Raw genomic sequence first — 26,529 nt, forward strand, 5'->3', positions numbered from 1 at the left:
ACCGTTCCCTGTTTTTTTACGCGCAGCGCCTGGCCTGCGTGTCTTGAGTATCCATGCCTGCTATCGAACATCCTCTGATCGACCAGTTTCTCGACGCCTTGTGGTTGGAAAAAGGCCTCGCGGACAATACGCGCGACGCCTACCGCAGTGATCTGGCGCTGTTCAACGGCTGGCTCCAGGAGCAGGGGCTGGAGTTGCTCAACGCCGGTCGCGAGCTGATCCTCGACCACCTGGCCTGGCGCCTGGAGCAGAATTACAAACCACGCTCCACTGCTCGGTTTCTCTCGGGTGTGCGTGGGTTCTATCGTTATCTGCTGCGGGAAAAGCTGATCAGCGTCGACCCAACGCTGCGGGTCGACATGCCGCAATTGGGTCGGCCGTTGCCTAAATCCTTGTCGGAAGCCGACGTCGAGGCCTTGCTGGCGGCGCCGGACCTCAGTGAGGCCATCGGCCAGCGGGACCGGGCGATGCTCGAGGTGTTGTACGCCTGCGGTCTGCGGGTCACCGAGCTGATCAGCCTGACCCTGGAGCAGGTCAACCTGCGCCAGGGGGTGCTGCGGGTCATGGGCAAGGGCAGCAAGGAACGCCTGGTGCCGATGGGGGAGGAGGCGATTGTCTGGGTCGAACGCTATATGCGTGATGCCCGTGGCGAACTGTTGGGCGGACGACCCAGTGATGTGCTGTTCCCCAGCCAGCGCGGTGAGCAGATGACCCGCCAGACGTTCTGGCACCGGATCAAGCACCAGGCCAAGGTCGCCGGTATCGGCAAGTCCCTGTCGCCCCACACCTTGCGCCACGCCTTCGCCACCCATTTGCTCAACCACGGCGCTGACCTGCGGGTGGTGCAGATGTTGCTCGGCCATAGCGACCTGTCGACCACCCAGATCTACACCCACGTGGCCCGGGCCCGCCTGCAGGACTTGCATGCCAAGCACCACCCAAGAGGCTGAATCGAAGGCCCGTGGGTAGGCGCTTCGTTGCCTCGCGTTACCGGGAGTCGGCCACAGGGACCTTATGTGATAGGCTTTGCCGGTTTGCACGATGGACGGTTATGACCCGGTGTTTCGGTACGGGCGTTCTGGCCGATCCATTTGTCCGCCTTCAGGAGTTCTCATGCGTCTGACCCAGATTTTCGCCGCCGCAGCCATTGCGTTGGTCAGCACTTTCGCCGTCGCCGATGATGCGGCTGACAAAGCCATCCGCAAGAGCCTGGAAACCCTCCAGCTCGACACGCCGATCGAAACCATCAGCGCCAGCCCGCTGGCCGGTCTTTACGAAGTCAAGCTCAAGGGCAGCCGCGTGCTGTACGCCAGCGCCGACGGTCAGTACATCGTCCAGGGCTATCTGTTTCAGCTCAAGGACGGCAAGCCGGTCAACCTGACCGAGAAAACCGAGCGCCTGGGCGTTGCCAAGCTGGTCAACGGTATCCCGGTCGCCGAGACCGTGGTCTACCCGGCCATCGGCGAAACCAAGACCCACATCACCGTATTCACCGACACCACGTGCCCGTATTGCCATAAATTGCACGCTGAAGTGCCGGCCTTGAACAAAATGGGGGTCGAAGTGCGGTATGTTGCTTTCCCACGCCAGGGCCTCGGCTCGCCGGGTGATGAGCAACTGCAGAACGTGTGGTGCTCCACCGACAAGAAAGCAGCCATGGACAAGATGGTCGATGGCAAGGAAATCAAGGCGGCGAAGTGTGCCAACCCGGTTGCCAAACAGTTCGCCCTGGGTCAGTCGATCGGTGTGAACGGTACGCCGGCCATCGTTTTGGCCGACGGCCAAGTGATTCCGGGCTACCAGCCGGCGCCACAAGTCGCCAAACTGGCGTTGGGTGCGAAATAATCCTGTGTCGTCACGGTAAGCCTTTGACGATCATGGAGCGACGACAGCCGTCGGCGTTCCATTAATAGAGAGCCGCACAGGTTGTGGCTGTTTTTCACGGCCGACCTTGTGTCGGCCGTTTTATGGGGAGTTCAAAGTGAATCCGGTCAAAGTAGGCATCTGTGGGTTAGGTACCGTCGGTGGCGGCACCTTCAACGTACTTCAGCGCAACGCCGAGGAAATTGCTCGTCGTGCCGGGCGTGGAATCGAAGTGGCACAAATTGCCATGCGCACGCCAAAGCCTCAGTTCCAGACGACCGGCATTACGATTACCAACGATGTCTTCGAAGTGGCCACGAACCCTGAGATCGACATCGTCATAGAGCTGATGGGCGGCTATACCGTTGCCCGCGAGCTGGTACTCAAAGCGATCGAAAACGGAAAACATGTGGTTACCGCGAACAAGGCGCTGATCGCCGTTCACGGTAACGAGATTTTCGCCAAGGCGCGCGAGAAAGGCGTGATCGTGGCATTCGAAGCGGCGGTAGCCGGTGGCATCCCGGTCATCAAGGCGATCCGCGAAGGCCTGTCGGCCAACCGGATCAACTGGGTCGCGGGGATCATCAACGGCACCGGCAACTTCATCCTTACCGAAATGCGCGAGAAGGGCCGTACCTTCGAAGATGTGCTCGTCGAAGCCCAGGCCCTGGGTTACGCCGAGGCCGATCCGACTTTCGACGTCGAAGGCATCGATGCTGCGCACAAGCTGACCATCCTGGCGTCCATTGCGTTCGGTATCCCGCTGCAATTCGACAAGGCCTACACCGAAGGCATCACCCAGCTGACCACCGCTGACGTGAACTATGCCGAGGCCCTGGGCTACCGGATCAAGCACCTGGGTGTGGCTCGCAGCACCTCTCGCGGCATCGAGCTGCGCGTGCACCCGACCCTGATCCCGGCGGATCGCCTGCTGGCCAACGTCAACGGGGTGATGAACGCGGTGATGGTCAACGGCGATGCTGCCGGTTCGACCCTGTTCTACGGCGCTGGCGCCGGCATGGAGCCCACCGCTTCGTCGGTAATCGCCGACCTGGTGGATGTGGTTCGCGCCATGACCAGCGACCCGGAAAACCGCGTCCCGCACCTGGCTTTCCAGCCGGATTCTCTGTCGGCCCACCCGATCCTGCCGATCGAAGCCTGCGAGAGCGCCTACTACCTGCGCATCCAGGCCAAGGACCATCCGGGCGTGCTGGCCCAGGTGGCGAGCATTCTGTCGGAGCGGGGCATCAACATCGAATCGATCATGCAAAAGGAAGTCGAAGAACACGACGGCCTGGTGCCCATGATCCTGCTGACGCACCGTGTGCTGGAGCAGCACATGAACGACGCCATTACGGCCCTGGAAGCGTTGCAAGGTGTGGACGGTCCGGTGGTACGGATCCGTGTCGAACACTTGAATTAATTCAGCGGCAAGCGGCAAGCGGCAAGCTACAGGTTAAAGCCGGAGCGTTTTTACCCTGTAGCGTGCAGCTTGGCGCTTGAAGCCCAAACCAAAGGTTTGCCCCTATGCGTTATATCAGTACTCGCGGCCAGGCACCGGCCCTGAATTTCGAAGACGTTCTGCTGGCGGGTCTGGCCAGCGACGGCGGCCTGTATGTGCCGGAAAACCTGCCACGTTTCACCCAGGAAGAAATTGCTTCCTGGGCCGGCCTGCCGTACCACGAGCTGGCGTTCCGGGTGATGCGCCCGTTTGTCGCCGGCAGCATTCCGGATGCCGATTTCAAAAAGATTCTTGAAGCCACTTATGGCGCGTTTTCCCACAGCGCAGTAGCGCCTTTGCGTCAGCTCAATGGCAACGAATGGGTGCTGGAGCTGTTCCACGGCCCGACCCTGGCGTTCAAGGACTTTGCCCTGCAACTGCTCGGCCGCCTGCTTGACTACGTGTTGGAAAAACGTGGCGAGCGTGTGGTCATTGTCGGTGCCACATCGGGTGATACCGGCTCGGCGGCGATCGAAGGCTGCAAGCACTGCGAAAACGTCGACATCTTCATCCTGCACCCGCACAACCGGGTCTCGGAAGTCCAGCGTCGGCAGATGACCACGCTGTTTGGCGACAACATCCATAACATCGCCATCGAAGGCAACTTCGATGACTGCCAGGAAATGGTCAAGGCCAGCTTCGCTGACCAGAGCTTCCTCAAGGGCACGCGCCTGGTCGCGGTGAACTCGATCAACTGGGCGCGGATCATGGCCCAGATCGTCTACTACTTCCACGCTGCCCTGCAGTTGGGTGGCCCGGCGCGTTCGGTGTCGTTCTCGGTGCCGACCGGCAACTTCGGTGATATTTTCGCCGGCTACCTGGCCCGCAACATGGGGCTGCCGATCAATCAGTTGATCGTCGCCACCAACCGCAACGACATCCTGCACCGCTTCATGAGCGGCAATCAGTACGTCAAGGAAACCCTGCACGCGACCCTGTCGCCGTCGATGGACATCATGGTCTCGTCGAACTTCGAACGCCTGCTGTTCGACCTGCACGGGCGTAACGGCGCAGCAATCGCCGGCCTGATGGACAACTTCAAGCAGGGCGGGGGTTTCAGCGTCGAACAGGAGCGTTGGACTGAAGCGCGCAAGCTCTTCGATTCCCTGGCCGTGGACGATGCGCAGACTTGCGAGACCATCGCCGAAGTGTTTGCCCAGACCGGCGAGCTGCTGGACCCGCACACCGCCATCGGCGTCAAGGCGGCCCGCGAGTGCCGTCGCAGCCTGGATATCCCGATGGTGATTCTCGGCACGGCGCACCCGGTCAAGTTCCCCGAGGCGGTTGAAAAAGCCGGTGTAGGAAAAGCGCTTGAACTGCCTGCCCATCTTTCTGACTTGTTTGAGCGAGATGAGCGTTGCACCGTTTTGCCAAATGACCTGAAAGCGGTACAGGCCTTTGTCAGTCAGCATGGCAACCGCGGCAAGCCACTCTGATCGGCAAAAACCTGACACATTTGAAGCCCGTCTCCTGACGGGCTTTCTTATTTCTGCATGTCACACTGCTGCCCCTCAGGGATGGGTGAGTGGATGTGAAGGACATGGGCATGCAGCTTTTGAGACGGTTGACGCCAGCCTTGCGCTGGCTGGTTTTGTTCAGCGTGCTGATGCTGGGCCGCGAAGGGCTGGCCAGGGCGCCGGACGCCTCGGCAGCGCAGGGCGTGGCGACGGCCAGGCCGCTGCTGCTCAGCCCGCAGGAGCGGGAGTGGATCGCCCGCAACCCGCAGGTGATCGTCGCTTCGGTGCAGTATCCGTTGTACCTGTTCAAGGACGAGCAGGGGCAGTGGACGGGCCTGAGCCACGATATCCTGCGACGACTCTCGCGGATGACGGGCTTGCAGTTTGTCCATCAGGAGTCGTTCTCCACCGAGCATCTGCTGGGCTTGCTGGAAAGCGGGCAGGCGGACATGAGCAGCACGCTGGCAGTGAACGATGAGCGCAAGGGCTTCCTCGACTTCAGTCACGCCTTTGGCGGGTCGGGCTGGGTCTTCGTCGGGCTGGCAGCGGGCGAGCCTGTGCAGTCGCTGGAGGCGCTCTCAGGCAAGGTCCTGGCATTGCCGGCCCGGCATGCCCTGGAAGCCGCTATCCGGCGCGACTACCCACAGATCCAGTTGCGCGCGGTGAAAACCTACGCCGAGGCGCGTGCCCTTGTCGAGAGCGGCGAAGCCGACGCCACCATCGAGAACGAAAATGGCACCTATCAGTTTCCGGCGGGACGACTGACCCTTGGTGCGAGCATCGAGGGCCACTGGGTGACCGACCATCTGGCCGTGCGCAAGGGCCAGCCGCAACTGTTGAGCATCCTCAACAAGGCACTCGAGGCATTTCCTCCCGCCGAATTACGCGCGATCCGCGCCAAGTGGCTCAGTGGCGTGGTGCCCGTGCAGCCACCATCGCCGTGGCAGCGGTTGATTCAATGGGCGTGCTGGGGGGGCGTGTTCGCGGGCGTGTTCGGCCTGCTCTCGGTGGTGTGGAATCGCCGGCTCAATCGCCAGGTCGAGTGCCGACTCAAAGCCGAAGAGGCGTTGAACGACCAGTTGGCATTCGAACAATGCCTGATCAACGCCATGCCTGATCCGGTGTTCGTCAGGGATCTGGAGGGGCGCCTGATCCAGTGCAACAAGAGCTATGAAGAGTACCTGTCGACGCGCTTTGACCGGGTCCAGGGCAAACGCCTGACCGAGGTCGATACGCTGCCGGCTGCCACGGGCCAATTGCTGCACGCTGAGTTCATGGCGCAACTGGGCAGCCGCAAAGGTCGTTTCATCGAACGCCAGCTGACGTTCAACAACGGCACCCGCTGCATCTACCAGTGGACGGTGCCCTTCTATAGCGCCAACGGCGTGCTGCGTGGCGTGCTTGGCGGCTGGACCGCGCCCCGTGGGCCGCGCCAGCAGGAGCCGCGCTGAGGTTTGGTGCGGTGTTTTTATCCTGTCATCTTTTCCCGGCATGCTCTGCCAACTAGGGTGTTGCGATATGCCTTCAGTCGAGATCTAGAACTTTCTTCTCGGGCCAGTGGTCATTTACAGTGAACACGCCTTGGCACTTTGTTTCGGACTATTGAGTGGTGATCGAGATGGAAAGTATCAGCCTATTGTTGGGTGAAGCACTGAGCCCCTACCAGGTAACGCTGACCCCATCGGGTGTTTCTGGAGAGTGCCTGGTGACCTTGAAGAATGCCGTGGGCGCGATTGTGGTCGAGCGTGAGTTCAGTCAGGCGCAACTGTGCGACAAGCGCCAGCTCACCGACGTGGTCGACGGCTTGCATCGTGATGTGCTGATTGCTGAAGGACGGCTGCAACCCTGTGTAATCGCAGCCTTGCGCAATGCCGCGCAAGACAAGCCGGTAACGCTCGGCCACTGATTGAGTTTTTTTCGGGAACCTTCCGGGCATCCCGTCAGTCAGACCCTGTACCAACAAGAGCAGGCATTGTGCTCCGGTGCTTGTTGCTTGTGGTACGGGTCCTTGTTGACCACGTTTAACCCCGAGTCGTCTCCCCACTTCTCGGGGTTTCTTTTGTCTGGCGTTTGTTCAGGGTGCCTGATCCTGGAAAAAACGTCGGGTGTCCTCCCGGTATTCCTCGCGTATCTGCGGGTCGAGCCACCGTGTATAAAACTCGATCAAGCGATTGTCCCGCAGCCTGAGTACCGTGGCGTTGATCGCTTTGATGGCCTGGTGCCCCTGGGCCGTATCCGAACAGGCGATATGGATCGACTGGTACTTGTCCGCGCCACGAATCCCGTAGAACTCCAGCTCCTCGGGCGCTATGCCCTGTTGCTGCGCCTGATAGCGAACTTCTGGCCAGTAGCCCAGCAATGCCACCAGGCGCCCCGCACGCTGCATCTGCAGAAGGCTGCCCAGGGCGTCGTTGCCGTAGTGGGCCGACAGGCTGCTGGCGGGCGCCTGTTGCAGGATGCGATCGACCACCTGGCCGTAACTGCGTTCGGCGACCACGCCGAGCTTGCTGTTGTCGCGCGCCAGCAGTAACCCCAGGTCAACCTGGTTGTCGATGATGTAGGGCGCCAGTGCGCCACGGTCCTTGTGGCGGATGGTGATGCCGTTACTGAGGATGCGAAAGGCCGGGATCGAATAGACGAGGCGTTTTGCCCGTTGCGGGTTCCACAGCAGCGAAGGGTCGCAGGTGAAGCTTGGCTCCAGGAGCATTTGCATGGCGCGCGCGCGATTGACCCGCATCAGGCTGTGCTGGTACTCGGGCATGCTGGCGATCAACAGCGGCATGAACTGATCGACCGCCCCCTGGTTTTTCTGTGTCCCCTCGAGAATCGTCAGCGGCGGCAAATCGCGCAGCAGCCAGACCAGGGTGCCCTTGTCATAGGCGGCGGCCGGCATTGCCCCAAGGGCAGCCATGGCCGCGCCGACCAGCGCCAGGCGCAGCTGTCGGCGGAGTGGCCGGCCCAGTGCAGACAGTCTGTTCAGCTTAGATCGCCCCATCTTCACGCAGGCGCGTGATCTGTGCCGCGTCATACCCCAGGGCACCCAGCACCTGAGCGTTGTGTTCGCCCAGTTCGGCACCCACCCACTCGCAGCTGCCGGGGGTTTGCGAGAGTTTGGGCACGATGCCCGGCATCTTGAATGCCTTGCCGTCGGGCAGCTTGGCCTGGAGGAACATCTCCCGGGCGAGGAATTGCGGGTCGCTGAACATGTCTTCGGCGCTGAAGATCCGACTGGCGGGCACCTCAGCGGCGTTCAGGCGTTCGATCACGGTATCCAGCGGTAGCGAGCTGACCCACCGATCAATCACCCCGTACAGCTCGTCACGGCGGCTGTCGCGGCCATCGTTGCTGGCCAGGATCGGGTCGCCGGCCAGATCGTCGCGGCCGATGGTCTGCATGAACCGCTTGAAGATCGCATCGCCATTGGCGCCGATCTGCACATGCTTGCCGTCGGCACTGGTGTGAATGGAGGAGGGTGTGATGCCGGGCATGATGTTGCCGGTGCGCTCGCGGATAAAGCCGAACACATCGAACTCCGGCACCATGCTTTCCATCATGGCGAAGATCGCTTCGTACAGCGCCACGTCCACCACTTGCCCCTGGCCGCCATTGACTTCGCGATGGCGCAGAGCCATGAGCGCGCCGATCACCCCCCACAGCGCGGCAATCGAGTCACCGATGGAAATTCCGGTGCGTACCGGCGGACGGTCCTCGAAGCCGGTGATGTAGCGCAAGCCACCCATGGACTCACCCACCGCACCAAAGCCGGGCTGGTCCTTCATCGGGCCGGTCTGGCCAAAGCCGGACAAGCGCACCATCACCAGTTTTGGATTCAAGGCATGCAGCACATCCCAACCCAGGCCGAGCTTCTCCAGCACCCCGGGACGGAAGTTTTCGATGAGGATGTCGGCTTCGCTCAGCAGCTTTTTCAGAATGGCCAGGCCGTCGGGGTGCTTGAGGTTGAGGGTCAGGGACTTCTTGTTACGTGCCTGGACGAACCACCACAGCGAGGTGCCTTCGTAGAGTTTGCGCCACTTGCGTAACGGGTCACCGCCATCCGGAGATTCGATCTTGGTCACATCGGCGCCGAACTCGGCACAGATGCGCGAGGCGAATGGCCCGGCGATCAAGGTGCCGAGCTCGATGACTTTCAGGCCGGAAAGCGGTTTGGCAGTAAGCGGCATGGGCGATCCTGTAGGACAAAAGCGGAGTCAATGCAGCCTTTTATCATAGCCGGGCGATCATCGCCCAAGCTTGATGGTCGTCATGATTCGTTGAATGGCCCCGGCATCGGTTAGACTTGCCGCCTTTCCTCGTATCAAGAAGCCCGTTCATGGCCCAGCCGTCCACGACCTACAAGTTTGAACTGAACCTTACCGACCTCGACCGCAGCGTGTACGAGAACGTCAAGCAGACCATCGCCCGTCACCCTTCGGAAACCGAAGAGCGCATGACCGTGCGGTTGCTGGCGTATGCCTTCTGGTACAACGAGCAGTTGTCTTTTGGTCGCGGGTTGTCGGACGTGGATGAGCCGGCGCTGTGGGAAAAAAGCCTGGATGATCGCGTGCTGCACTGGATCGAAGTCGGCCAGCCAGACGCCGACCGCCTGACCTGGTGCTCGCGTCGCACCGAGCGCACCAGCCTGCTGGCCTACGGCAGCCTGCGTGTCTGGGAAGGCAAAGTGATCCCGGCGATCAGGAACCTGAAAAACGTCAACATCGCCGCCGTGCCCCAGGAAGTCCTGGAGACCCTGGCCAAGGACATGCCCCGTGTCATCAAGTGGGACGTGATGATCAGCGAAGGCACGATCTTCGTTACCGACGACCGTGGCCAGCATGAAGTCCAGCTGCAATGGCTGGCAGGCGAGCGCGGCTAAGGCCGACTGTCGATGGGGGAGCCTTCGCCCGTAGCCACCGCATTTAACCTGTGAATTGAAGAGAAACCACTGTCATCCCATGCGCATAGAACCTCGCCAGCTTCCCGCCACCCTGCCATTTCTCGGTGATCTGCCGCCGCTGCTGACCCGCTTGTACGCGGCGCGCGGGGTGCAGTCGGAGGCTGAGCTGGACAAGAGTCTGGCGCGCTTGATCCCGTTTCAGCAGCTCAAGGGGATTGAGGCCGCAGTCGACCTGCTGGTGGTGGCGTTGGAGCAGCGCCAGCGGATCCTGATCGTCGGCGATTTCGATGCCGACGGCGCGACGGCCAGTACGGTCGGGGTGCTGGGGTTGCGCCTGCTGGGGGCGGCCCATGTCGATTACCTGGTGCCGAACCGCTTTGAATACGGCTACGGCCTGACCCCGGAAATCGTCGAGGTGGCGTTGACCCGCACCCCGCAACTGCTGATCACCGTGGACAACGGTATTTCCAGCGTCGAGGGCGTGGCGGCGGCGAAACAGGCTGGACTCAAGGTACTGGTCACCGATCACCACTTGCCGGGCGACGAACTGCCGCTGGCTGATGCCATCGTCAATCCGAACCAGCCCGGCTGCAACTTTCCGAGCAAGGCGCTGGCCGGTGTCGGGGTGATTTTCTACGTGCTGATGGCATTGCGGGCACGCCTGCGCAGCCTGGGCTGGTACGCCAGCACGGCGCAACCGAACATCGGTGAGTTGCTGGACCTGGTAGCGCTGGGCAGCGTGGCCGACGTGGTGCCCCTGGATGCCAACAACCGGATCCTGGTGCACCAGGGCCTGGAGCGGATTCGCGCCGGGCGCGCACGCCCTGGGATCAAGGCGATCCTCGAAGTGGCCAAGCGTGACCACGGGCGCATCACCTCCACCGACCTGGGCTTCATCCTCGGCCCGCGCCTGAACGCGGCAGGACGCCTGGATGACATGAGCCTGGGCATCGAGTGCCTGCTCACCGATAGCGTCGAGCAGGCCCGGGAAATGGCCGCGCAACTGGACGGCATGAACCAGGACCGCAAATCCATCGAGCAGGGCATGCAGCGTGAAGCACTGGCCCAGCTCAAGGACCTGCCGGTGGAGTCGATGCCGTTCGGCTTGTGCCTGTTTGATCCGGAGTGGCACCAAGGGGTGATCGGCATCCTCGCCTCGCGGATGAAAGAGCGTTATTTCCGTCCCACCATTGCCTTCGCCGATGCGGGCGACGGCATGCTCAAAGGCTCCGGGCGGTCGGTGCAGGGCTTCCACATTCGCGACGCCTTGAGCGTGGTCGCGGCGCAGCACCCGGACCTGATCAGCAAGTACGGTGGTCACGCCATGGCTGCGGGCCTGACCTTGCCAGAAGCGAACTTTCCGCTGTTCGCGCAGGCGTTCGACGCCGAAGTGCGCCGCCAGTTGCGTGAAGAAGACCTGACCGGAAGGCTGTTGTCGGACGGCACCCTGGCCGTAGAAGAGTTCCACCTGGAACTGGCCCGCGCCTTGCGCCACGCCGGCCCGTGGGGGCAGCATTTCCCGGAGCCGCTGTTTCATGGCGTGTTCCAACTGGTCGAGCAGCGGGTGGTGGGTGAGCGGCACCTCAAAGTGGTCCTGAAAAGTGAATGCGGTTCGGTAAAACTCGACGGCATTGCCTTTGGTATCGATCGCGAAGTGTGGCCGAACCCGACCATCCGCTGGGTCGAACTGGCCTACAAGCTCGATGTGAACGAGTTTCGTGGCCAGGAAACCGTGCAGTTGATGATTGCCCATATCGAACCGCGTTAAACCCTGCTGGCTGCGCCGATGTCGACTAGGCTCTAAGCACTGCTTGATTGGCCTTGTGACGTATCGTCCATTTTTTGCCCGCGGGGGCGGGTGCCGCATCCTTTCCTGTCACTCGTCGACTATTCAAACAGAACCCTGGAGCCTGCCCACTGATTCGAGAGGTGCCCCATGAGTCTGCTGCTTGAACCCTATACCCTTCGTCAATTGACCCTGCTCAACCGCATCGCCGTGTCGCCGATGTGCCAATACTCCAGCGTCAATGGACTGGCCAATGACTGGCACCTCGTACACCTCGGCAGTCGCGCCGTGGGCGGGGCCGGCCTGGTGTTCACCGAAGCCACCGCCGTGACCGCCGATGGTCGCATCACCGCCCAGGACCTGGGCCTGTGGAACGACGCGCAGATCGAACCGCTGCAACGCATCACCCGCTTCATTACCGCCCAAGGGGCGGTGGCCGGCATCCAGTTGGCGCACGCCGGGCGCAAGGCCAGCACTCATCGGCCCTGGTTGGGCAAACATGGCAGCGTCAAGCCGGCCGACGGCGGCTGGACCCCGGTCGGTCCTTCGCCGATCGCCTTCGATCCGGAGCATACCCAGCCCACCCAACTGAGCGAATCGCAGATCAGCGAAGTCATCCAGGCGTTTGTCGAGGCCGCCAAGCGCGCGCTGGAGGCAGGTTTCAAGGTGGTCGAGGTGCACGCGGCCCATGGTTACCTGCTGCACCAGTTTCTTTCGCCCCTGAGTAACCAGCGGCGTGACCAGTACGGTGGTTCGTTCGAAAACCGCATTCGCCTGGTGCTGCAAGTCACCGAGGCGGTGCGTGCCGTATGGCCGGAGGAATTGCCGTTGTTCGTGCGGGTATCGGCCACTGACTGGGTGGAGGACGGCTGGAATCCGGACGAAACCGTGGAGCTGGCGCGGCGCCTGAAAGCCTTGGGGGTCGACCTGATCGATGTGTCCTCGGGCGGAACCGCGGCAAATGCCGAGATCCCCACAGGACCGGGTTATCAGACGCGATTTGCCGAACGGGTACGCAAGGAGTCCGGGATTGCCACCGGCACCGTAGGCCTGATTACCGAGCCGGCCCAGGCCGAACACATTTTGCGTACCTGTCAGGCCGACATCATCCTGCTGGCCCGTGAACTGCTGCGTGACCCTTACTGGCCGCTGCACGCCGATGACGACCTGGGCGGACGCAAGGCGATCTGGCCGTCACAGTACCAACGGGCAACTCACCGCGATCAGCCAATCCATGAGTCGGATCTGCGGGATTGACCGACGTGTAGGGGCAGGCTTGCCGACCTGCCCCTACACGGGACCGTTCAAAACGTAGGGGCTGGCCTACAAGGCAGGGATTTTACGCTGCCGGCCAATCCGGATAGTTGCGCTTGTCCGGCGCTGGCGGGAAGTACTGGTACAGCCAGGTCTCGCTCAGCGTCCGGTCCTGGGTGCGGATGAACAGGCGCAGTTCGACCGGCTCCACGCTGTCGTTGGTGGGGAACCAGTCGAAGGTGATCCGGTAGCCCTTGATGTCGTCGAGCACCAGCACGTTGAAATCCTTGACCTCACCGTTCGAGGCGGTCACCACCGGCTCGATGCCGGTGCCCGGTGGCAGGCGATCCAGTCCGCCGCCATTGAAGTCGACGGCAAAGCGCCGCGCCCAGACCTTCGGATAATGCTCGCCCGGGGCCCAGCCTTCGGTGAAACCGCCCATGCCTGAACGGGTGGCATTGACCCGTGCCAATGGCGTACCAACAGGGGGCAGGGCGCTCCAGTAGAGTTTGTACCCGTAGTTCAGGGAGTCGCCCGCCGCCACCGGCTTTTTCGGGGTCCAGAAGGCCACGATGTTGTCCAGAGTTTCGCCCGTGGTCGGGATTTCCAGCAGGTCGATGGAGCCCTCGCCCCAGGCGGTGGTCGGCTCGACCCACAGGCTTGGACGCTTGCTGTACCAGTCGACGGTGTCCTGATAGCTGGCAAATTCGTGGTCGGTCTGGACCAGGCCGAAACCTTTCGGGTCCTTGTCGGCGAAGGCGTTGAACTGCAACGTCGCCGGGTTGTTCAGCGGGCGGCAGATCCACTCGCCGTTGCCGCGCCACATGGCGAGGCGGTCCGAGTCGTGGATTTGCGGGTGAATGGTGTCGCACATGCGCCGCTCATGGGTGCCGCAACTGAACATGCTGGTCATCGGTGCAATGCCCAGTTGTTCAATGGCGGTGCGGGCGTTGACGTGGGCATCGACGGCCATCACCACCTGCGTGGCCTGGCAATCGATGTCGAAGCGGTAGGCCCCCGTGGCGCTCGGCGAGTCGAGCAGGGCGTAGACCACAAACCGGGTGCTGTCCTTGTCCGGGGTTTCGAACCAGAACTTGGTGAAATCAGGGAATTCTTCGCGTTTTTTCCCGTAGGTGTCGATGGCCAGGCCACGGGCCGACAAGCCGTACTGGCCGGTGTTGTCCACCGCGCGGAAGTAGCTGGCGCCGAGGAACGACACCACGTCGTGCCGATCCAGCTCCGGGGCCTTGAACAGCTTGAACCCGGAGAACCCCAGGTCACCCTTGAGCTGCGCCGTATCGACTTTGGAATTCTGGTAGTTGAACAGCGCCGGGCGGAAGTGCACTTCTCGCGCCTGCCGGGTTTTCGGGTCGACGCTGTACATGCGCACTGGCTGCTTGAAGCCCATGCCGACATGGAAAAACTGCACGTCCAGCTGGCCGTTCAGTTCATTCCACAGGGAATGCTTGGCATCGTATTGAATGGCATTGAAGTTCTGCGGCGTCATGCTGGCCAATGTCGGCGGCAGCACTTGCTTGGTGTCCACGTAGCGGGTGCTGGCCAGTTGTTTGGCCTGCACCTTCAGCGCCTCGAAATCGAAGGCTTGCGCCTCACCATCAGCCGTGCCGGCCCAGGCACGGGCAGCCAGCAGGCCGGTGGCCGAGAGGCCGGTGTAGGCGGCGATGGCCATGGAGGCCTTGAGCAAATTCCTGCGGTGCATAGGACAACCTGTCTTGGACGATCCCGCGGCGTTCCTGGCTGCGTTACGGATCAGAAATAGAGGTTCGGACAAGCCTTCGGCCAAACGCATGGGAGTTTAAACAGATGGCAAACAAGTTAAAGGGTTCGAAATAACTCGCAAACTGATTGGCTTGCACTTTGCGCAAAACTGCGACGTGGGAGATCGCGGTTGGGGTTCAACGTCTGTCCGACGCAGTGTTTAAAATAAGCGTTTTCATTTTTTTGACTAATTACTCTAAAAATACCTCGCAACGGATTTTTTGTTTCTATTCTTAGGTTCATGACCGGCCCTTGCCCATGGGTTGGCGCAGGTTGAAGCAACAGCAGGGCGATGGAGTAACCAGGGTTTCATCACATGCAGAGGGACATCGTCCATGGCTAGAGCGCAAGGCATTATCGGTTGGCTGGGTTGTTTTGCAGGCATGAACCTTTCGCGGCGATCGCGCCGGTTGAGTTCAGAGGAGATAAAACTGCTGGAGCGTTATCGCGAGCTCTCGGAGAGTGACCGGATCGCCATGCGCTATCTGGTGGAGGCGATGCGCAGTGTGTCGCGGTTCTGAAGCAGGGGAGAGCGTCACCCATGCAGGTGACGCTCGGTTCGCTGATGCAGGACCTCAGCCCACTTCACCTACCGCCCTGTACGCCTCATCGATCGCGGCATGGGCATAGGCACTCCAGGCTGCGTCGGAGTTGGCGATGCTGACCTTGCCCACGGGCTGACGTGCCAGGTTCATCAACTTTTCACTTTCGTCGGAATCGTCGTACAGGCTATTGGAGAAGTACGCGTAGCCGTGTGACCAGCGATTGACGGTGATGCCCAGGATATCGGTCTGGTGGTTGAAGCCGCCCGGGCCGAGCATGCGTTGCAACTGATCGCGCAGTTGCGCTTCGAGCACCTCGAACGTCTGTCCGTACAGCCGGCCGCGACCGGCACGGGCCTGGTCGCGGGCGTTCATGCCACTGTTGGGGCTGGTGGGCACATAAACCATGTGCAGGCCAATGGGCTGTGTCGGGTCCTTGGGATGATCGTAGCCGCCCATGCTCACCGGGTAGTCGAGCTTGATCCGGCTGTAGGGCTGGGTCGCGGCATAGATTTCGTGGACCCCCAGTTTCTGGAACGACTGCCAGTTGCGGATCACCACCTTGGTGTACACCAGCGGGAATTTCACGTTCTGGCTCAGGGCGTGGGATTGTTCGGCCGAGAGGTCGCGCAGCAGGTAGGGAATCATCATGTTGTAGCAAGCCATGATGCAGTGTTTGCCACGCACCTGGCTTAGTTGTCCGCCTCGGCTGTAACCGATGTTCACCCCGTTGCCGACGTTGCGCACGCTGACTGCGGTGCTGTTGAGGCGAATGCGTACCGGGGTTTTTGCCTGGTCGAGTTTGCTGTAGTCGAACGGGGCCAGGACGATATCGTCCATGGTGTGACCGGGGGCCACGGCCGGGATCAGGCTACGCACCAGCAAGCGGGCCAGCGAGGCGTTGCCGTCGGGGAAGTGGTAGATGTAGGGCTCTTCCATTTCCGCCTGGGCTTCTTCGCTGATCGGCTCCAGGTTCATTGCCGCGAAGCCTGGGAAGCCGACGTTGTAGGCGTCATACGCTGCCACGGCATCGATGCTCAGGGCCATGAAGTCGTTGGTGCGGCTCTGGAAATACTTCACCGCCTGTTCCGAAAGTCCGACGTCCTTGAGCAGGAAGTCGCGATAGCTGGTGCGCTCCAGGTGGGCGGTTTTGTCTTCGGTGGATTGGCCTGCCAGGTAGTCCTTGGGGGCGCTGTGTACGGCGATCAGCGCGTCACGGTCGGCCTGCGGCAGGGGGAAGTCGTTGATGAAGTCTTCAATGCGGCGGGCGTGCAACTGGTCCGGGGCGATGTCGTCGGCCACCATGGGGGTCGGGTCGCCGGTCACCAGTTTGTCTTCGCCGAAGTTTTCCTTGTCGAAGAACACCGCGCGTGACAGGCCCAGGCCCGGGTAGAACTGGCGATCGAACGCGCTTTCAAAGCGCTTGATGTCGACCCCGAGTTTCTTCAGCAGGCCATTCACTTCCTTGCTGTAGAGGTGGTTGGGCGACTGGAAGGCTTCACTGCCGCCATAGCCGAGGATCATCCGCCCGCCGGCGGAGAACTCGTTGCGCTTGGCGTGGCCGCCGAAGTCGTCGTGGTTTTCCAGGATCAGGATGCGTGCCTTGGGATGTTTCTCGCGGTAGAACCAGGCGGCGGACAACCCGCTCAGGCCACCGCCGACGACCACCAGGTCGTAGTCTTCGCTGATGGGCAGCGGGTCGGTGTCGAAGACTTTTTTCTCCCAGCCCATCTGGTGTGCCAGTTCGAAGGAGCCGACGTGGCTGCCGCGCAGGCCGGTGAGGGCGGGTGGGTAGTAGCGGCCGTCAGGGGCGGCCTGGAGCAGCTGCAGCGGGGTCATTCCGGCGGCAATGCTGATGGCGACGCCGTTGAGGAAGTCGCGGCGGGTGATTTCCATGTTCAATCCTTGGTGGTTTTTTAGTCGCCCCGAGCCGCGTGCACGGGTCAGGGCGTGGTCGTGACCGGCTGACTTTCCAGGCATCGCCTGCCGTGGCGGGCAGGAGGGCTCAAACAGGACCGCAGGAGAGTGTTCCTGGGGGGACGCCTGGGTGGAACGTACTGCCGGTCTCTGCCTTCAAGCCATTAGAACCTTAATGCTTGAACATTACATGCCGCACGGTGGTGTAGTCCTCCAGCCCGTACATTGACATGTCCTTGCCATACCCAGACAGTTTCTGACCACCATGGGGCATTTCACTGACCAACATGAAGTGGGTATTGACCCAGGTGCAGCCGTACTGCAAGCGCGCGGCGAGACGGTGGGCGCGGCCGACGTCGGCCGTCCACAGCGAAGATGCCAGCCCGTAGTCCGAATCGTTGGCCCAGCCCAGTACCTGGGCCTCATCGTCGAAACGGGTCACCGAGACCACTGGCCCGAACACTTCACGCCGGACGATTTCGTCGTCCTGCTGGGCGTCGGCCAGTACCGTTGGCTCGAAGAAGAAACCCTCGCCTTCCACGGCCTTGCCGCCGGTGATCAAGCGAATGTGCGGTTGCGCCACGGCGCGCTCGACAAAGCCGGCGACGCGGTCGCGATGCTGGGCAGTGATCAGCGGGCCCAGTTCGGTGGCCGGATCATCCTGCAGGCCGTATTTGATGCTACTGACCGCTGCACCCAGTTTCTCCACGAACTGCTCGTAGATCCCGGCCTGGGCATAGATACGGCAGGCCGCGGTGCAGTCTTGCCCGGCGTTGTAGAAGCCGAACGTGCGGATACCTTCCACGGCCGCGTCGATGTCGGCGTCGTCGAAGATGATCACCGGCGCCTTGCCGCCCAGTTCCATGTGCATGCGCTTGACGCTGTCGGCGGTGCTGGAAATGATGTTCGAGCCAGTGGCGATCGAACCGGTCAGCGACACCATGCGTACTTTCGGGTGGGTGACCAGTGGGCTGCCCACCGTTGGCCCGCGACCGAATACCAGGTTGAGCACACCGGCCGGGAAAATATCCGACGCCAGCTCGGCTAGGCGCAAGGCGGTCAGCGGAGTCTGTTCCGACGGCTTGAGCACCACGGTATTACCGGCCGCCAGGGCGGGAGCGATTTTCCAGGCGACCATCATCAGCGGGTAGTTCCACGGCGCGATGGAGGCAATCACACCGACGGGGTCGCGGCGGATCATCGAGGTGTGGCCCGGCAGGTATTCACCCCCGGCCATGCCGCTCATGCAACGGCTGGCGCCGGCAAAGAAGCGGAACACATCGGCAATCGCCGGGATCTCGTCGTTCAACGCCGCGCTCAGGGGCTTGCCGCAGTTATCCGATTCCAGCCGGGCCAGTTCTTCGCCGTGGGCTTCGATGGCATCGGCCAGCTTGAGCAGCAACAGCGAACGGTCCTTGGGCGGGGTCTGCGACCAACTGTCGAAGGCGGCATCGGCGGCGCGTACGGCGGCGTCGACCTGGGCTTCGCTGGCTTCGTTGATCTGCACCAGTACACGGCCCAGCGACGGGTTGAAGACGGCTTGGGCCGGGCCTTCGCCCTCCACCAGTTGGCCGTTGATCAGCAGTTTGGTTTGCATGTTCATGTCCTCTTTGGCGCTTTTATTGTTCTGCAGAAACCGGATCACTGTAGGAGCGAGCAGGCTCGCTCCTACAGCAGATGTTGGTCGTCAGTTACTTCCCACCGCTACCGGCCACGCTTTCACCGCCGCGTGTCAGGTAATAGGCACCGAGAATCGGCAACATGGTCACGATCATCACCAGCATCGCTACCACGTTGGTCACCGGCACGTCCCGTGGGCGGCTGAGCTGGTTGAGCAGCCACAGCGGCAAGGTGCGTTCATGGCCGGCGGTGAAGGTGGTGACGATGATTTCGTCGAACGACAGGGCAAACGCCAGCATGCCGCCAGCCAGCAACGCCGAGCCGAGGTTCGGCAGGATGATGTAGCGGAAGGTCTGCCAGCCATCGGCGCCCAGGTCCATCGAGGCCTCGATCAGGCTGTGGGAGGTGCGGCGCAGGCGGGCGATGACGTTGTTGTAGACGATCACCACACAGAAGGTCGCGTGACCGACGATGATGGTGAACATGCCCGGCTCGATGCCCAGGGTCTTGAAGGTCGCCAGCAACGCGATACCAGTGATGATCCCCGGCAGGGCGATCGGCAGGATCAGCATCAGCGAGATGCCTTGCTTGCCGAAGAAGTCGCGCCGGTACAGTGCCGCCGAGGCCAGGGTGCCGAGGACCATGGCGATCAGGGTCGCGATGGCGGCGATCTGGGCCGACAGCTTGATGGCTTCCAGTACGTCAGGCCGTGAGAACGCCACGCCGATCCACTTCAGGGTGAAACCCTTGGGCGGAAAACTGAACGCTGCGTCTTCGGTGTTGAAGGCGTACAGGAAGATGATCAGGATCGGGAAGTGCAGGAACACCAGCCCGCCCCAGGCGGCAATGCGCAGACCTAAAGAAGCTTTTTCAGAGTGCATCGAAGGCCCCCAGGCGTTTGACGATGGACAGGTAGATGGCAATCAGCACGATGGGCACCAGGGTGAAGGCCGCGGCCATCGGCATGTTGCCGATCGCGCCTTGCTGGGCGTAGACCATGCTGCCGACGAAGTAACCCGGCGGGCCCACCAGTTGCGGCACGATGAAGTCGCCCAGGGTCAGGGAGAAGGTGAAGATCGAGCCTGCGGCAATGCCCGGCACCGACAGCGGCAGGATCACCTGCATGAAGGTCTGGCGAGGCTTGGCGCCGAGGTCGGCGGAGGCTTGCAGCAGGGACGGCGGCAGGCGCTCCAGCGAAGCCTGGATCGGCAGGATCATGAACGGCAGCCAGATGTACACGAACACCATGAAGCGGCCCAGGTGCGAGGTGGACAAGGTGCTGCCACCGACCCCGGGAATCCCCAGGATGAACTGCAGCACGGGCTCCAGCCCCAGGTGCTGGACGAACCACTGTGCGACGCCGCCCTTGGCCAGCAGCAGGGTCCAGGCATAGGCCTTGACGATGTAGCTGGCCCACATCGGCATCATCACCGCGATGTAGAAGAACGCCTTGGTCTTGCCGGTGGTGTAGCGCGCCATGTAGTAGGCGATCGGAAACGCCACGATGGCGCTGGCGATCGAGACCACGATGGCCATGCTCAGGGTGCGCAGGATGATGTCGAAGTTCGACGGCTGGAACAGCGCGGCGAAGTTGCCCAGGGTCAGGTCAGGGGTGACCGCCATGGTGAAGTCGTCAAAGGTGTAGAAGCCCTGCCACAACAGGGTCAGGAGCGAGCCGAGATAGATCGCGCCGAACCAGATCAGCGGCGGCACCAGCAACATCGACAGGTACAGGTTGGGCCGGCGGTACAGCAGGTTGGAGAACCGGCGCAGCGGCGAGCCCCCGGGGGGTGTTTGGGTCATGGCCACGGTGTTCATCTCACACCCCGCTCGTGACGGTGTCGTGCAGCGGGGTCATCGCCTCGCGGGCCCAGCGCGCGCTGATGCGTTGGCCGGTCTGGTGCTGGGCGCTGGTGTCCAGCCACTGGTTGTTGGCCTTGCTGATGTTGAGGGTCTGGCCGTTTTCCAGCTTCAACTCGTAACGGGTGGCGCTGCCCTGGTACTGGATGTCGTGCAGCAGGCCGCTGACTTCGATCTCATGGCTGGCCAGCGGGCCTTCGGCGAAACGCACGTGCTCCGGACGAATCGAGAAGGGCTGCGGGTTGCCGCTCAGTTGTTGTGCCAGTTCGCCGCGGATCACGTTGGAGGTGCCGACGAATTCGGCGACGAAGGTGGTGGCCGGTTTCATGTACAGGTTGCGCGGGGTGTCCACTTGCTCGATGCGACCCTTGTTGAACACTGCCACGCGGTCGGACATCGACAGGGCTTCGGTCTGGTCGTGGGTGACGAAAATGAAGGTGATGCCGAGCTGGCGCTGCAGCTTCTTCAGCTCGCTCTGCATCTGCTCACGCAGTTTCAGGTCCAGCGCCCCCAGGGGTTCGTCGAGCAACAGCACCCGCGGGCGATTGACCAGTGCGCGGGCCAGGGCCACACGCTGGCGCTGGCCGCCGGACAATTGCACCGGCTTGCGCTCGCCGTAGCCGCCCAGGGCCACCATGGCGAGGGATTCTTCGGCACGTTCCAGGCGTTCTTTCTTGGCCACGCCCTTGACCTTCAAGCCGTAGGCGACGTTGTCGCGGACATTCATGTGGGGGAACAGGGCGTAATCCTGGAAGACGGTGTTGACGTCACGCTGATAGGGCGGCAGGCCGGCGGCTTCTTCGCCGTGAATGCGGATCGACCCCGCGCTCGGCTGTTCGAAGCCGGCGATCAGCCGCAGGCAGGTGGTTTTACCCGAGCCGGAAGGGCCGAGCATGGAAAAGAACTCGCCGTCCTGGATGTCGATGGAAACCCGGTCTACGGCTTTCACTTCGCCGAATAGACGGGAAACGTTGGTGAATTGGACTGCAAGCGTCATGGTGCGGTGCTCCAAAAAGGCGCGGGCCGTCGCAGCGGCCCTGCCTGGACTTCTGAAAAATCTATCAATCGAAAATCAATTCTGCTGCTGGCAAAGCGATGGCGCTGGAAAAGTCGTTCAGGCAGCGTCGCGAGCGGCGATTAGCCGTGTCCGGCCAGCGCACAGCCCCCGCAGCGTACGTCAGTACGTGAGGATGCGAGCACTGCCCGGGCGCGGATAATCGACGCGCAGCAACTCCCTGAATGACTTTTAGCGGCCGCCCATGATCGCGATGTAGTCCTGGGTCCAGCGGCTGTACGGCACGAACTTGCCACCTTCAGCCTGTGGGGTTTTCCAGAAGGCGATCTTCTCGAACTGGTCGAAGCCGTTGGTCTTGCAGCCTTCGGCGCCCAGCAGTTCGCTGCCCTGACAGGCCGCCGGGACCGCTGGCAACGAGCCAAACCAGGCCGCGACATCACCCTGGACCTTGGGTTGCAGCGACCAGTCCATCCACTTGTAGGCGCAGTTCGGGTGCTTGGCCTCGGCGTGCAGCATGGTGGTATCGGCCCAGCCGGTGGCGCCTTCTTTCGGGATGGTCGAGGCGATGGGCTGCTTCTCGTTCATCAGGCCGTTGACCTGATAGGGCCAGGCGCTGGACGCCACGACACCTTCGTTCTTGAAGTCACTCATTTGCACGGTGGTGTCGTGCCAGTAGCGGTGGATCAGCGGCTGTTGGGCGCGCAGCAGGTCGAGCACGGCCTTGTACTGCGCTTCGGTCAGTTCGTAGGGGCTCTGGATGCCCAGTTCCGGTTTGGTGGATTTCAGGTACAGCGCCGCGTCGGCGATGTAGATCGGACCGTCATAGGCCTGCACGCGGCCCTTGTTCGGCTTGCCGTCTGGCAGGTTCTGCGCATCGAACACCACGTTCCAGCTGGTGGGCGCGGTCTTGAACACGTTGGTGTTGTACATCAGCACGTTCGGCCCCCATTGATAGGGGGTGCCGTATGTCTGTTGGTTGACCACGTACCAGGGGGCATCCTTGAGGCGCGGATCAAGGTTCTTCCAGTTGGGGATCAGTGCAGTATTGATCGGCTGCACACGCTTGCCGACGATCAACCGCAGCGAGGCGTCGCCGGAGGCGGTCACCAGGTCGTAACCGCCCTTGGCCATCAGGCTGACCATCTCATCGGAAGTGGCGGCGGTCTTGACGTTGACCTTGCAGCCGGTCTCCTTCTCGAAGCCGGTCACCCAGTCATAGGCTTTGTCGCTTTCACCCCGTTCGATGTAGCCAGGCCAGGCCACGATGTCCAGTTGGCCCTCGCCGGCACCAACGGCTTTCAGCGGTTCGGCGGCCTGGAGGCTGGCACTGGCCAGCAGCGCGGTGGTGATTGCACTGAGCAGTGCGGTCTTGTGCACGAACATGGGGTTTCCCTCTTCTTTAAATTATGGTCGGGGCAGTATTGAACGTGATGCAGCTGGCCTTTTCGGCTTGTTGTTAGCTTAGTAGCGTTATTTCAGGTCATTGCCGTGGCGGGCCATGATGTGCCGCACCACGCTGTAGTCCTGCAGCGAATCGCTGGACAGGTCCTTGCCGTAGCCGGAGCGTTTCAAACCGCCGTGGGGCATTTCACTGACCAGCATGAAGTGGCTGTTGATCCAGGTGCAGCCGTACTGCAAGCGCGCCGCGACCTGCATCGCCTTGTCGAGGTTCTGCGTCCAGACCGACGAGGCCAGGCCGTACTCCGAGTCGTTGGCCCAGTCCACCGCTTGCTCCAGCTCGTCGAAGCGGGTCACGGTGACCACCGGGCCGAACACTTCGCGCTGGACGATTTCATCGCTTTGCTTGCAGCCAGCGAGCAGGGTGGGCTGGTAATAGAAGCCGGCACCGGAATGCACCGCCGCGCCGGTCACCCGTTCGATGTGCGGCTGGCCGAGGGCGCGTTCGACAAAGCTGGCCACGCGGTCGCGCTGGCGGGTGCTGATCAGCGGGCCGATCTCGTTGTCGGCGTCACGCTTGCCGGCGAACCGCAGGCTGCTGACAGCCGCGCCCAACTCCGCCACCAGCTTGTCGTGAATCCCGGCCTGGGCGTAGATGCGGCAGGCCGCGGTGCAGTCCTGTCCAGCGTTGTAGTAACCGTAGCTGCGCACGCCGGCGACCACGGCTTGCAGGTCGGCATCGTTGCAGACGATCACCGGCGCCTTGCCGCCCAGTTCCAAGTGGGTGCGCTTGAGGGTCTTGGCGGCGGCCTGGAGGATTTTCTGCCCGGTGACGATGTCGCCAGTGAGCGAGACCATACGGACTTTGGGATGGCTGACCAGGTGGCTGCCGACCCCTTCACCGCCACCGCAGACGATGTTGATCACCCCGCGCGGCAGGATCTCGGCCAGCGCCGGCGCCAGGGCCAGGATCGACAGCGGGGTATGTTCGGAGGGCTTGAACACCAGGGTATTGCCGGCGGCGAGGGCCGGGGCGATTTTCCAGGCGGCCATCATGATCGGGTAGTTCCACGGCGCAATCGAGGCCACCACGCCAATGGGGTCGCGGCGCACCATGCTGGTGTAGCCCGGCAGGTATTCACCGCTGAGCTGGCCGGTCTGGCAGCGCACGGCGCCAGCGAAGAAGCGGAACACGTCCACCGTCGCACTGAGGTCATCCTGGCGCGCCAGGTGCAGTGGTTTGCCGCAGTTCAGCGATTCCAGGCGGGCCAGCAGGTCAGCGTGTTTCTCGATGGCGTTGGCGATGTCCAGCAGGATGTTCGAGCGCTGTTGCGGCGTGGTTCGCGACCAGCCGGCAAAGGCCCGGTGGGCGGCGAGGATCGCGGCTTCGACCTGTTCGGTGCTGGCTTCGGCAATGTGGGTCAGCACTTCGCCGGTGGCCGGGTTGAGAATCGGCTCGACAAAGCCCTGGCCGGCGACCAATTCACCATCGATCAGTAAGGCGGTGAACAAAGGGGTCTGCGCGCCGGGCATTTTTCGGGTTCTCTTTTCTTGTGTGGCCATGGTGCTCCCTGTGACTGGGGGCCCGACCGTCTTATAGATGTACAAAGACTAGTGGCGGGGCTTGAGGACGACAAATACTAAATACTGAATGCTGCGTTCGATTAAATAGATGGCTTGCGTCCGCCGGGCGGCTGCTCGCGGGCCACTGTCAGGAATGGGTCGACCAGTGCCGGGCGGGCGGTGCCACGGCGCCAGGCCAGGCCGACATCGAGGGTCTGGCTGAGGTCGGCGATGGGCCGGGCTTCGATGATGTCGCCTTCCAGGGACCATGGGCGGTAGGTCATGTCGGGCTGGATCGATACCCCCAGGCCCGCTGCCACCAGGCTACGCACGGCCTCGGTCGAGGCGGTGCGCAAGGTGATGCGTGGTTGCAGCGAGGCGGCTCGCCACATGCGCTGGGCGTTGCGGTCCATCTCGTCGACGTTCAACTGGATCAATGGCTCGCGAGCGACGTCCGCCAGGTTGATGCTGTCGTGCTCCAGCAACGGGTGCTGGGCCGGTAGCCACAGGCGGTGGGGCGAGTGGGTCAGCACTTCGGTTTGCAGGGCGTGGCGATCCTCGAGGTTGGACAGGATCAGCACCCCGACATCGATTTCGCCACTGACCAGCAAGTGCTCGATGTACGGGCGCTCATCTTCCATGACCCGGATCTCGACATTGGGGTAGGCCCGTTGAAAGCGGGTCAGCAGGTCCGCCAGGTAGTAGCCCGCGACCAGGCTGGTGACCCCTATGGTCAATTGCCCGGCCACTTGGTCGGTGCTTTGTTGCAGGCTGCGCTTGGCGTTGTCCACGGTGGCCAGAATCAAGTGCGCCTGACGCAGGAACTGGTGTCCCTGGTGGGTCAGGGTCATGCCCTTGGCGTGGCGGTTGAACAGGTTGACCCCAATCTCCTGCTCCAGTTGCTGGATGGCCAGGGTCAGGGTGGACTGGGAGATATACACCGCTTGCGCGGCGGCCGAGATCGAGCCGGTTTCGGCGACGGCGATGAAGTGACGGATCTGACGCAGGGTCATCATGGGAAAAGTACCCGGTGGGCGGTTTTTATAGATTTTTCCCAGTGTATATCTTTTTTATCGATGCCCTAGCCCAGCTAGCAGGGCCACCGCAAGGGGTGGGCAACATCTGGAAGCACACTCGCCCGCAGGCCTCGGGCACTTTAGATCTAGGCTGGTGGCCTTATTTATCGGTTAAACGTGATTTTCTGGAGGCTATCTATGATTACCCGTGGTTTGCTCGATCAGTTACTCAAGTCCGGCCAGGACCTGTTGCAGAAAAAGGCCGGCGGGACCCAGAACAAAGCGGCCAGCGGCGGGCTGGGCAGCCTGCTCTCCGGTGCGGGCGGCGGGGCCTTGGCCGCTGGCGCGATGGGCCTGCTGCTGGGTAACAAGAAGGCGCGCAAAGTCGGTGGCAAGGTGGCGGTCTATGGCGGCCTCGCGGCACTGGGCGTGATTGCCTACAAGGCCTACGGCAACTGGCAGGCCCAGCAGGGCACGGCGCCGCAGACCGAGCCACAAACCCTCGATCGCCTGCCGCCGGCGCAGGTCGAGCAGCACAGCCAGGCCATCCTCAAGGCCCTGGTGGCCGCCGCCAAGGCCGACGGCCATGTCGACGCGCGCGAGCGTGAGCTGATCGAGGGCGAGTTCCGCAAGCTGGACAACGACCAGGAGCTGCAGCAGTGGCTGCACGCCGAACTCAACAAACCGCTGGACCCGGCCGACGTCGCCCGCGCCGCCAGCACCCCGGAAATGGCCGCCGAGATGTACATCGCCAGCGTGATGCTGGTGGACGAAGAGAACTTCATGGAGAAATCCTATCTCGACGAACTGGCCCGCCAACTCAAGCTGGAGCCGGGATTGAAAGCCGAGCTGGAGCGGCAGGTGCGCCTCTGAGTGTCGAGTGTCGCAGGTGAGCCATCGTCAAGTGACACGCGGCGAGGACTGCGTCTTCGAACGCAGCCTCGCCGGCTCGCCCGCAATGGCCAATCCACGGTCTGTTTCTACACAAATATCACTGGCGGCGCCCGGCCCATCTGACGGAAAGTAGCCGTCCCAGAGCGGATCCAGACTTTTCGCTCGGGATG

The 26,529-nt window shown here is 62.3% G+C and carries 22 protein-coding genes; 11 read left to right on the top strand and 11 right to left on the bottom strand.

Annotated elements, in window-relative coordinates; translation table 11 throughout:
• The first annotated feature begins 53 nt into the window (after window positions 1–53).
• The 6 genes from xerD (at window position 54) to H7995_RS09295 (ending at window position 6,727) form a co-directional block, all read left to right on the top strand.
• A complete protein-coding gene (gene xerD / locus H7995_RS09270; protein WP_185818264.1) occupies window positions 54–950 on the top strand; it encodes a site-specific tyrosine recombinase XerD in 897 nt (298 codons plus the stop codon).
• 163 nt (window positions 951–1,113) lie between these two features.
• A complete protein-coding gene (locus H7995_RS09275) occupies window positions 1,114–1,845 on the top strand; it encodes a DsbC family protein (protein WP_166588621.1) in 732 nt (243 codons plus the stop codon).
• A gap of 136 nt (window positions 1,846–1,981) precedes the next feature.
• Window positions 1,982–3,286: a homoserine dehydrogenase gene (locus H7995_RS09280; protein ID WP_166588620.1), complete on the top strand. Its 1,305-nt coding sequence runs from the start codon at window positions 1,982–1,984 to the stop codon at window positions 3,284–3,286.
• Window positions 3,287–3,390: 104 nt separating this feature from the next.
• A complete protein-coding gene (gene thrC, locus H7995_RS09285) occupies window positions 3,391–4,800 on the top strand; it encodes a threonine synthase (protein WP_166588619.1) in 1,410 nt (469 codons plus the stop codon).
• 110 nt (window positions 4,801–4,910) lie between these two features.
• A complete protein-coding gene (locus tag H7995_RS09290; protein WP_185818265.1) occupies window positions 4,911–6,272 on the top strand; it encodes a transporter substrate-binding domain-containing protein in 1,362 nt (453 codons plus the stop codon).
• A gap of 167 nt (window positions 6,273–6,439) precedes the next feature.
• A complete protein-coding gene (locus H7995_RS09295; RefSeq protein ID WP_166588617.1) occupies window positions 6,440–6,727 on the top strand; it encodes a DUF3509 domain-containing protein in 288 nt (95 codons plus the stop codon).
• Window positions 6,728–6,895: 168 nt separating this feature from the next.
• Here the strand turns inward: H7995_RS09295 and H7995_RS09300 are convergent, their stop codons facing one another.
• Window positions 6,896–7,849 (bottom strand): TIGR02285 family protein, encoded by a 954-nt coding sequence (locus H7995_RS09300; protein WP_166588616.1) that lies wholly within the window; start codon window positions 7,847–7,849, stop codon window positions 6,896–6,898.
• Window positions 7,803–9,002: a CaiB/BaiF CoA transferase family protein gene (locus H7995_RS09305; RefSeq protein ID WP_166588615.1), complete on the bottom strand. Its 1,200-nt coding sequence runs from the start codon at window positions 9,000–9,002 to the stop codon at window positions 7,803–7,805. The genes H7995_RS09300 and H7995_RS09305 overlap by 47 nt, the downstream gene beginning before the upstream one ends.
• A gap of 149 nt (window positions 9,003–9,151) precedes the next feature.
• On the opposite strand from H7995_RS09305, the gene H7995_RS09310 reads away from it, so the two are divergent.
• The 3 genes from H7995_RS09310 to H7995_RS09320 all read left to right on the top strand — a co-directional run bounded on the left by H7995_RS09310 (window position 9,152) and on the right by H7995_RS09320 (window position 12,758).
• Complete coding sequence (locus H7995_RS09310) at window positions 9,152–9,694, top strand: YaeQ family protein (protein ID WP_095166662.1); 543 nt, start codon at window positions 9,152–9,154, stop codon at window positions 9,692–9,694.
• 79 nt (window positions 9,695–9,773) lie between these two features.
• A complete protein-coding gene (recJ, locus tag H7995_RS09315; protein WP_166588614.1) occupies window positions 9,774–11,483 on the top strand; it encodes a single-stranded-DNA-specific exonuclease RecJ in 1,710 nt (569 codons plus the stop codon).
• 168 nt (window positions 11,484–11,651) lie between these two features.
• The gene (locus H7995_RS09320) at window positions 11,652–12,758 is read left to right on the top strand and encodes an NADH:flavin oxidoreductase/NADH oxidase (protein ID WP_185818266.1); all 1,107 of its coding nucleotides are present in this window, start codon (window positions 11,652–11,654) and stop codon (window positions 12,756–12,758) included.
• A gap of 82 nt (window positions 12,759–12,840) precedes the next feature.
• Here H7995_RS09320 and H7995_RS09325 read toward each other — a convergent pair whose 3' ends face one another.
• Window positions 12,841–14,475 carry a glucan biosynthesis protein D gene (locus H7995_RS09325; protein ID WP_166588612.1) on the bottom strand — a complete coding sequence of 545 codons (1,635 nt, stop codon included), beginning with the start codon at window positions 14,473–14,475 and terminating at the stop codon, window positions 12,841–12,843.
• 394 nt (window positions 14,476–14,869) lie between these two features.
• Between H7995_RS09325 and H7995_RS09330 the strand changes: the two genes are divergently transcribed.
• Window positions 14,870–15,055, top strand: coding sequence for a hypothetical protein (locus H7995_RS09330; protein WP_166588611.1), 186 nt, complete (start codon window positions 14,870–14,872; stop codon window positions 15,053–15,055).
• Between the two features lie 54 nt (window positions 15,056–15,109).
• On the opposite strand, the gene H7995_RS09335 is transcribed toward H7995_RS09330, so the two are convergent.
• From H7995_RS09335 to H7995_RS09370, 8 genes are all read right to left on the bottom strand, one after another.
• Window positions 15,110–16,972, bottom strand: a complete 1,863-nt coding sequence (locus H7995_RS09335; protein ID WP_185818267.1) for an NAD(P)-binding protein — start codon at window positions 16,970–16,972, stop codon at window positions 15,110–15,112.
• 193 nt (window positions 16,973–17,165) lie between these two features.
• Entirely contained in the window at window positions 17,166–18,590 is a 1,425-nt protein-coding gene (locus H7995_RS09340) for a gamma-aminobutyraldehyde dehydrogenase (RefSeq protein ID WP_166588609.1), read from the bottom strand.
• 94 nt (window positions 18,591–18,684) lie between these two features.
• Window positions 18,685–19,494 (bottom strand): ABC transporter permease, encoded by an 810-nt coding sequence (locus H7995_RS09345; protein WP_166588608.1) that lies wholly within the window; start codon window positions 19,492–19,494, stop codon window positions 18,685–18,687.
• Complete coding sequence (locus H7995_RS09350; protein ID WP_166588607.1) at window positions 19,484–20,431, bottom strand: ABC transporter permease; 948 nt, start codon at window positions 20,429–20,431, stop codon at window positions 19,484–19,486. The genes H7995_RS09345 and H7995_RS09350 overlap by 11 nt, the downstream gene beginning before the upstream one ends.
• A gap of 1 nt (window position 20,432) precedes the next feature.
• Window positions 20,433–21,470 (bottom strand): ABC transporter ATP-binding protein, encoded by a 1,038-nt coding sequence (locus tag H7995_RS09355; RefSeq protein ID WP_166588606.1) that lies wholly within the window; start codon window positions 21,468–21,470, stop codon window positions 20,433–20,435.
• A 249-nt stretch (window positions 21,471–21,719) separates the two neighbouring features.
• A complete protein-coding gene (ydcS, locus tag H7995_RS09360; protein WP_095166687.1) occupies window positions 21,720–22,871 on the bottom strand; it encodes a putative ABC transporter substrate-binding protein YdcS in 1,152 nt (383 codons plus the stop codon).
• Between the two features lie 87 nt (window positions 22,872–22,958).
• Complete coding sequence (locus H7995_RS09365; RefSeq protein ID WP_166588605.1) at window positions 22,959–24,449, bottom strand: gamma-aminobutyraldehyde dehydrogenase; 1,491 nt, start codon at window positions 24,447–24,449, stop codon at window positions 22,959–22,961.
• Window positions 24,450–24,550: 101 nt separating this feature from the next.
• Window positions 24,551–25,465, bottom strand: a complete 915-nt coding sequence (locus H7995_RS09370; RefSeq protein WP_166588604.1) for a LysR family transcriptional regulator — start codon at window positions 25,463–25,465, stop codon at window positions 24,551–24,553.
• A gap of 198 nt (window positions 25,466–25,663) precedes the next feature.
• Here H7995_RS09370 and H7995_RS09375 point away from each other — a divergent pair, with 198 nt between their 5' ends.
• Complete coding sequence (locus H7995_RS09375; RefSeq protein ID WP_166588603.1) at window positions 25,664–26,338, top strand: tellurite resistance TerB family protein; 675 nt, start codon at window positions 25,664–25,666, stop codon at window positions 26,336–26,338.
• The last annotated feature ends 191 nt before the right edge of the window (window positions 26,339–26,529 follow it).

It is taken from the genome of Pseudomonas kielensis (genome assembly GCF_014236655.1).
GTDB classification, from domain to species: Bacteria; Pseudomonadota; Gammaproteobacteria; order Pseudomonadales; family Pseudomonadaceae; genus Aquipseudomonas; species Aquipseudomonas kielensis.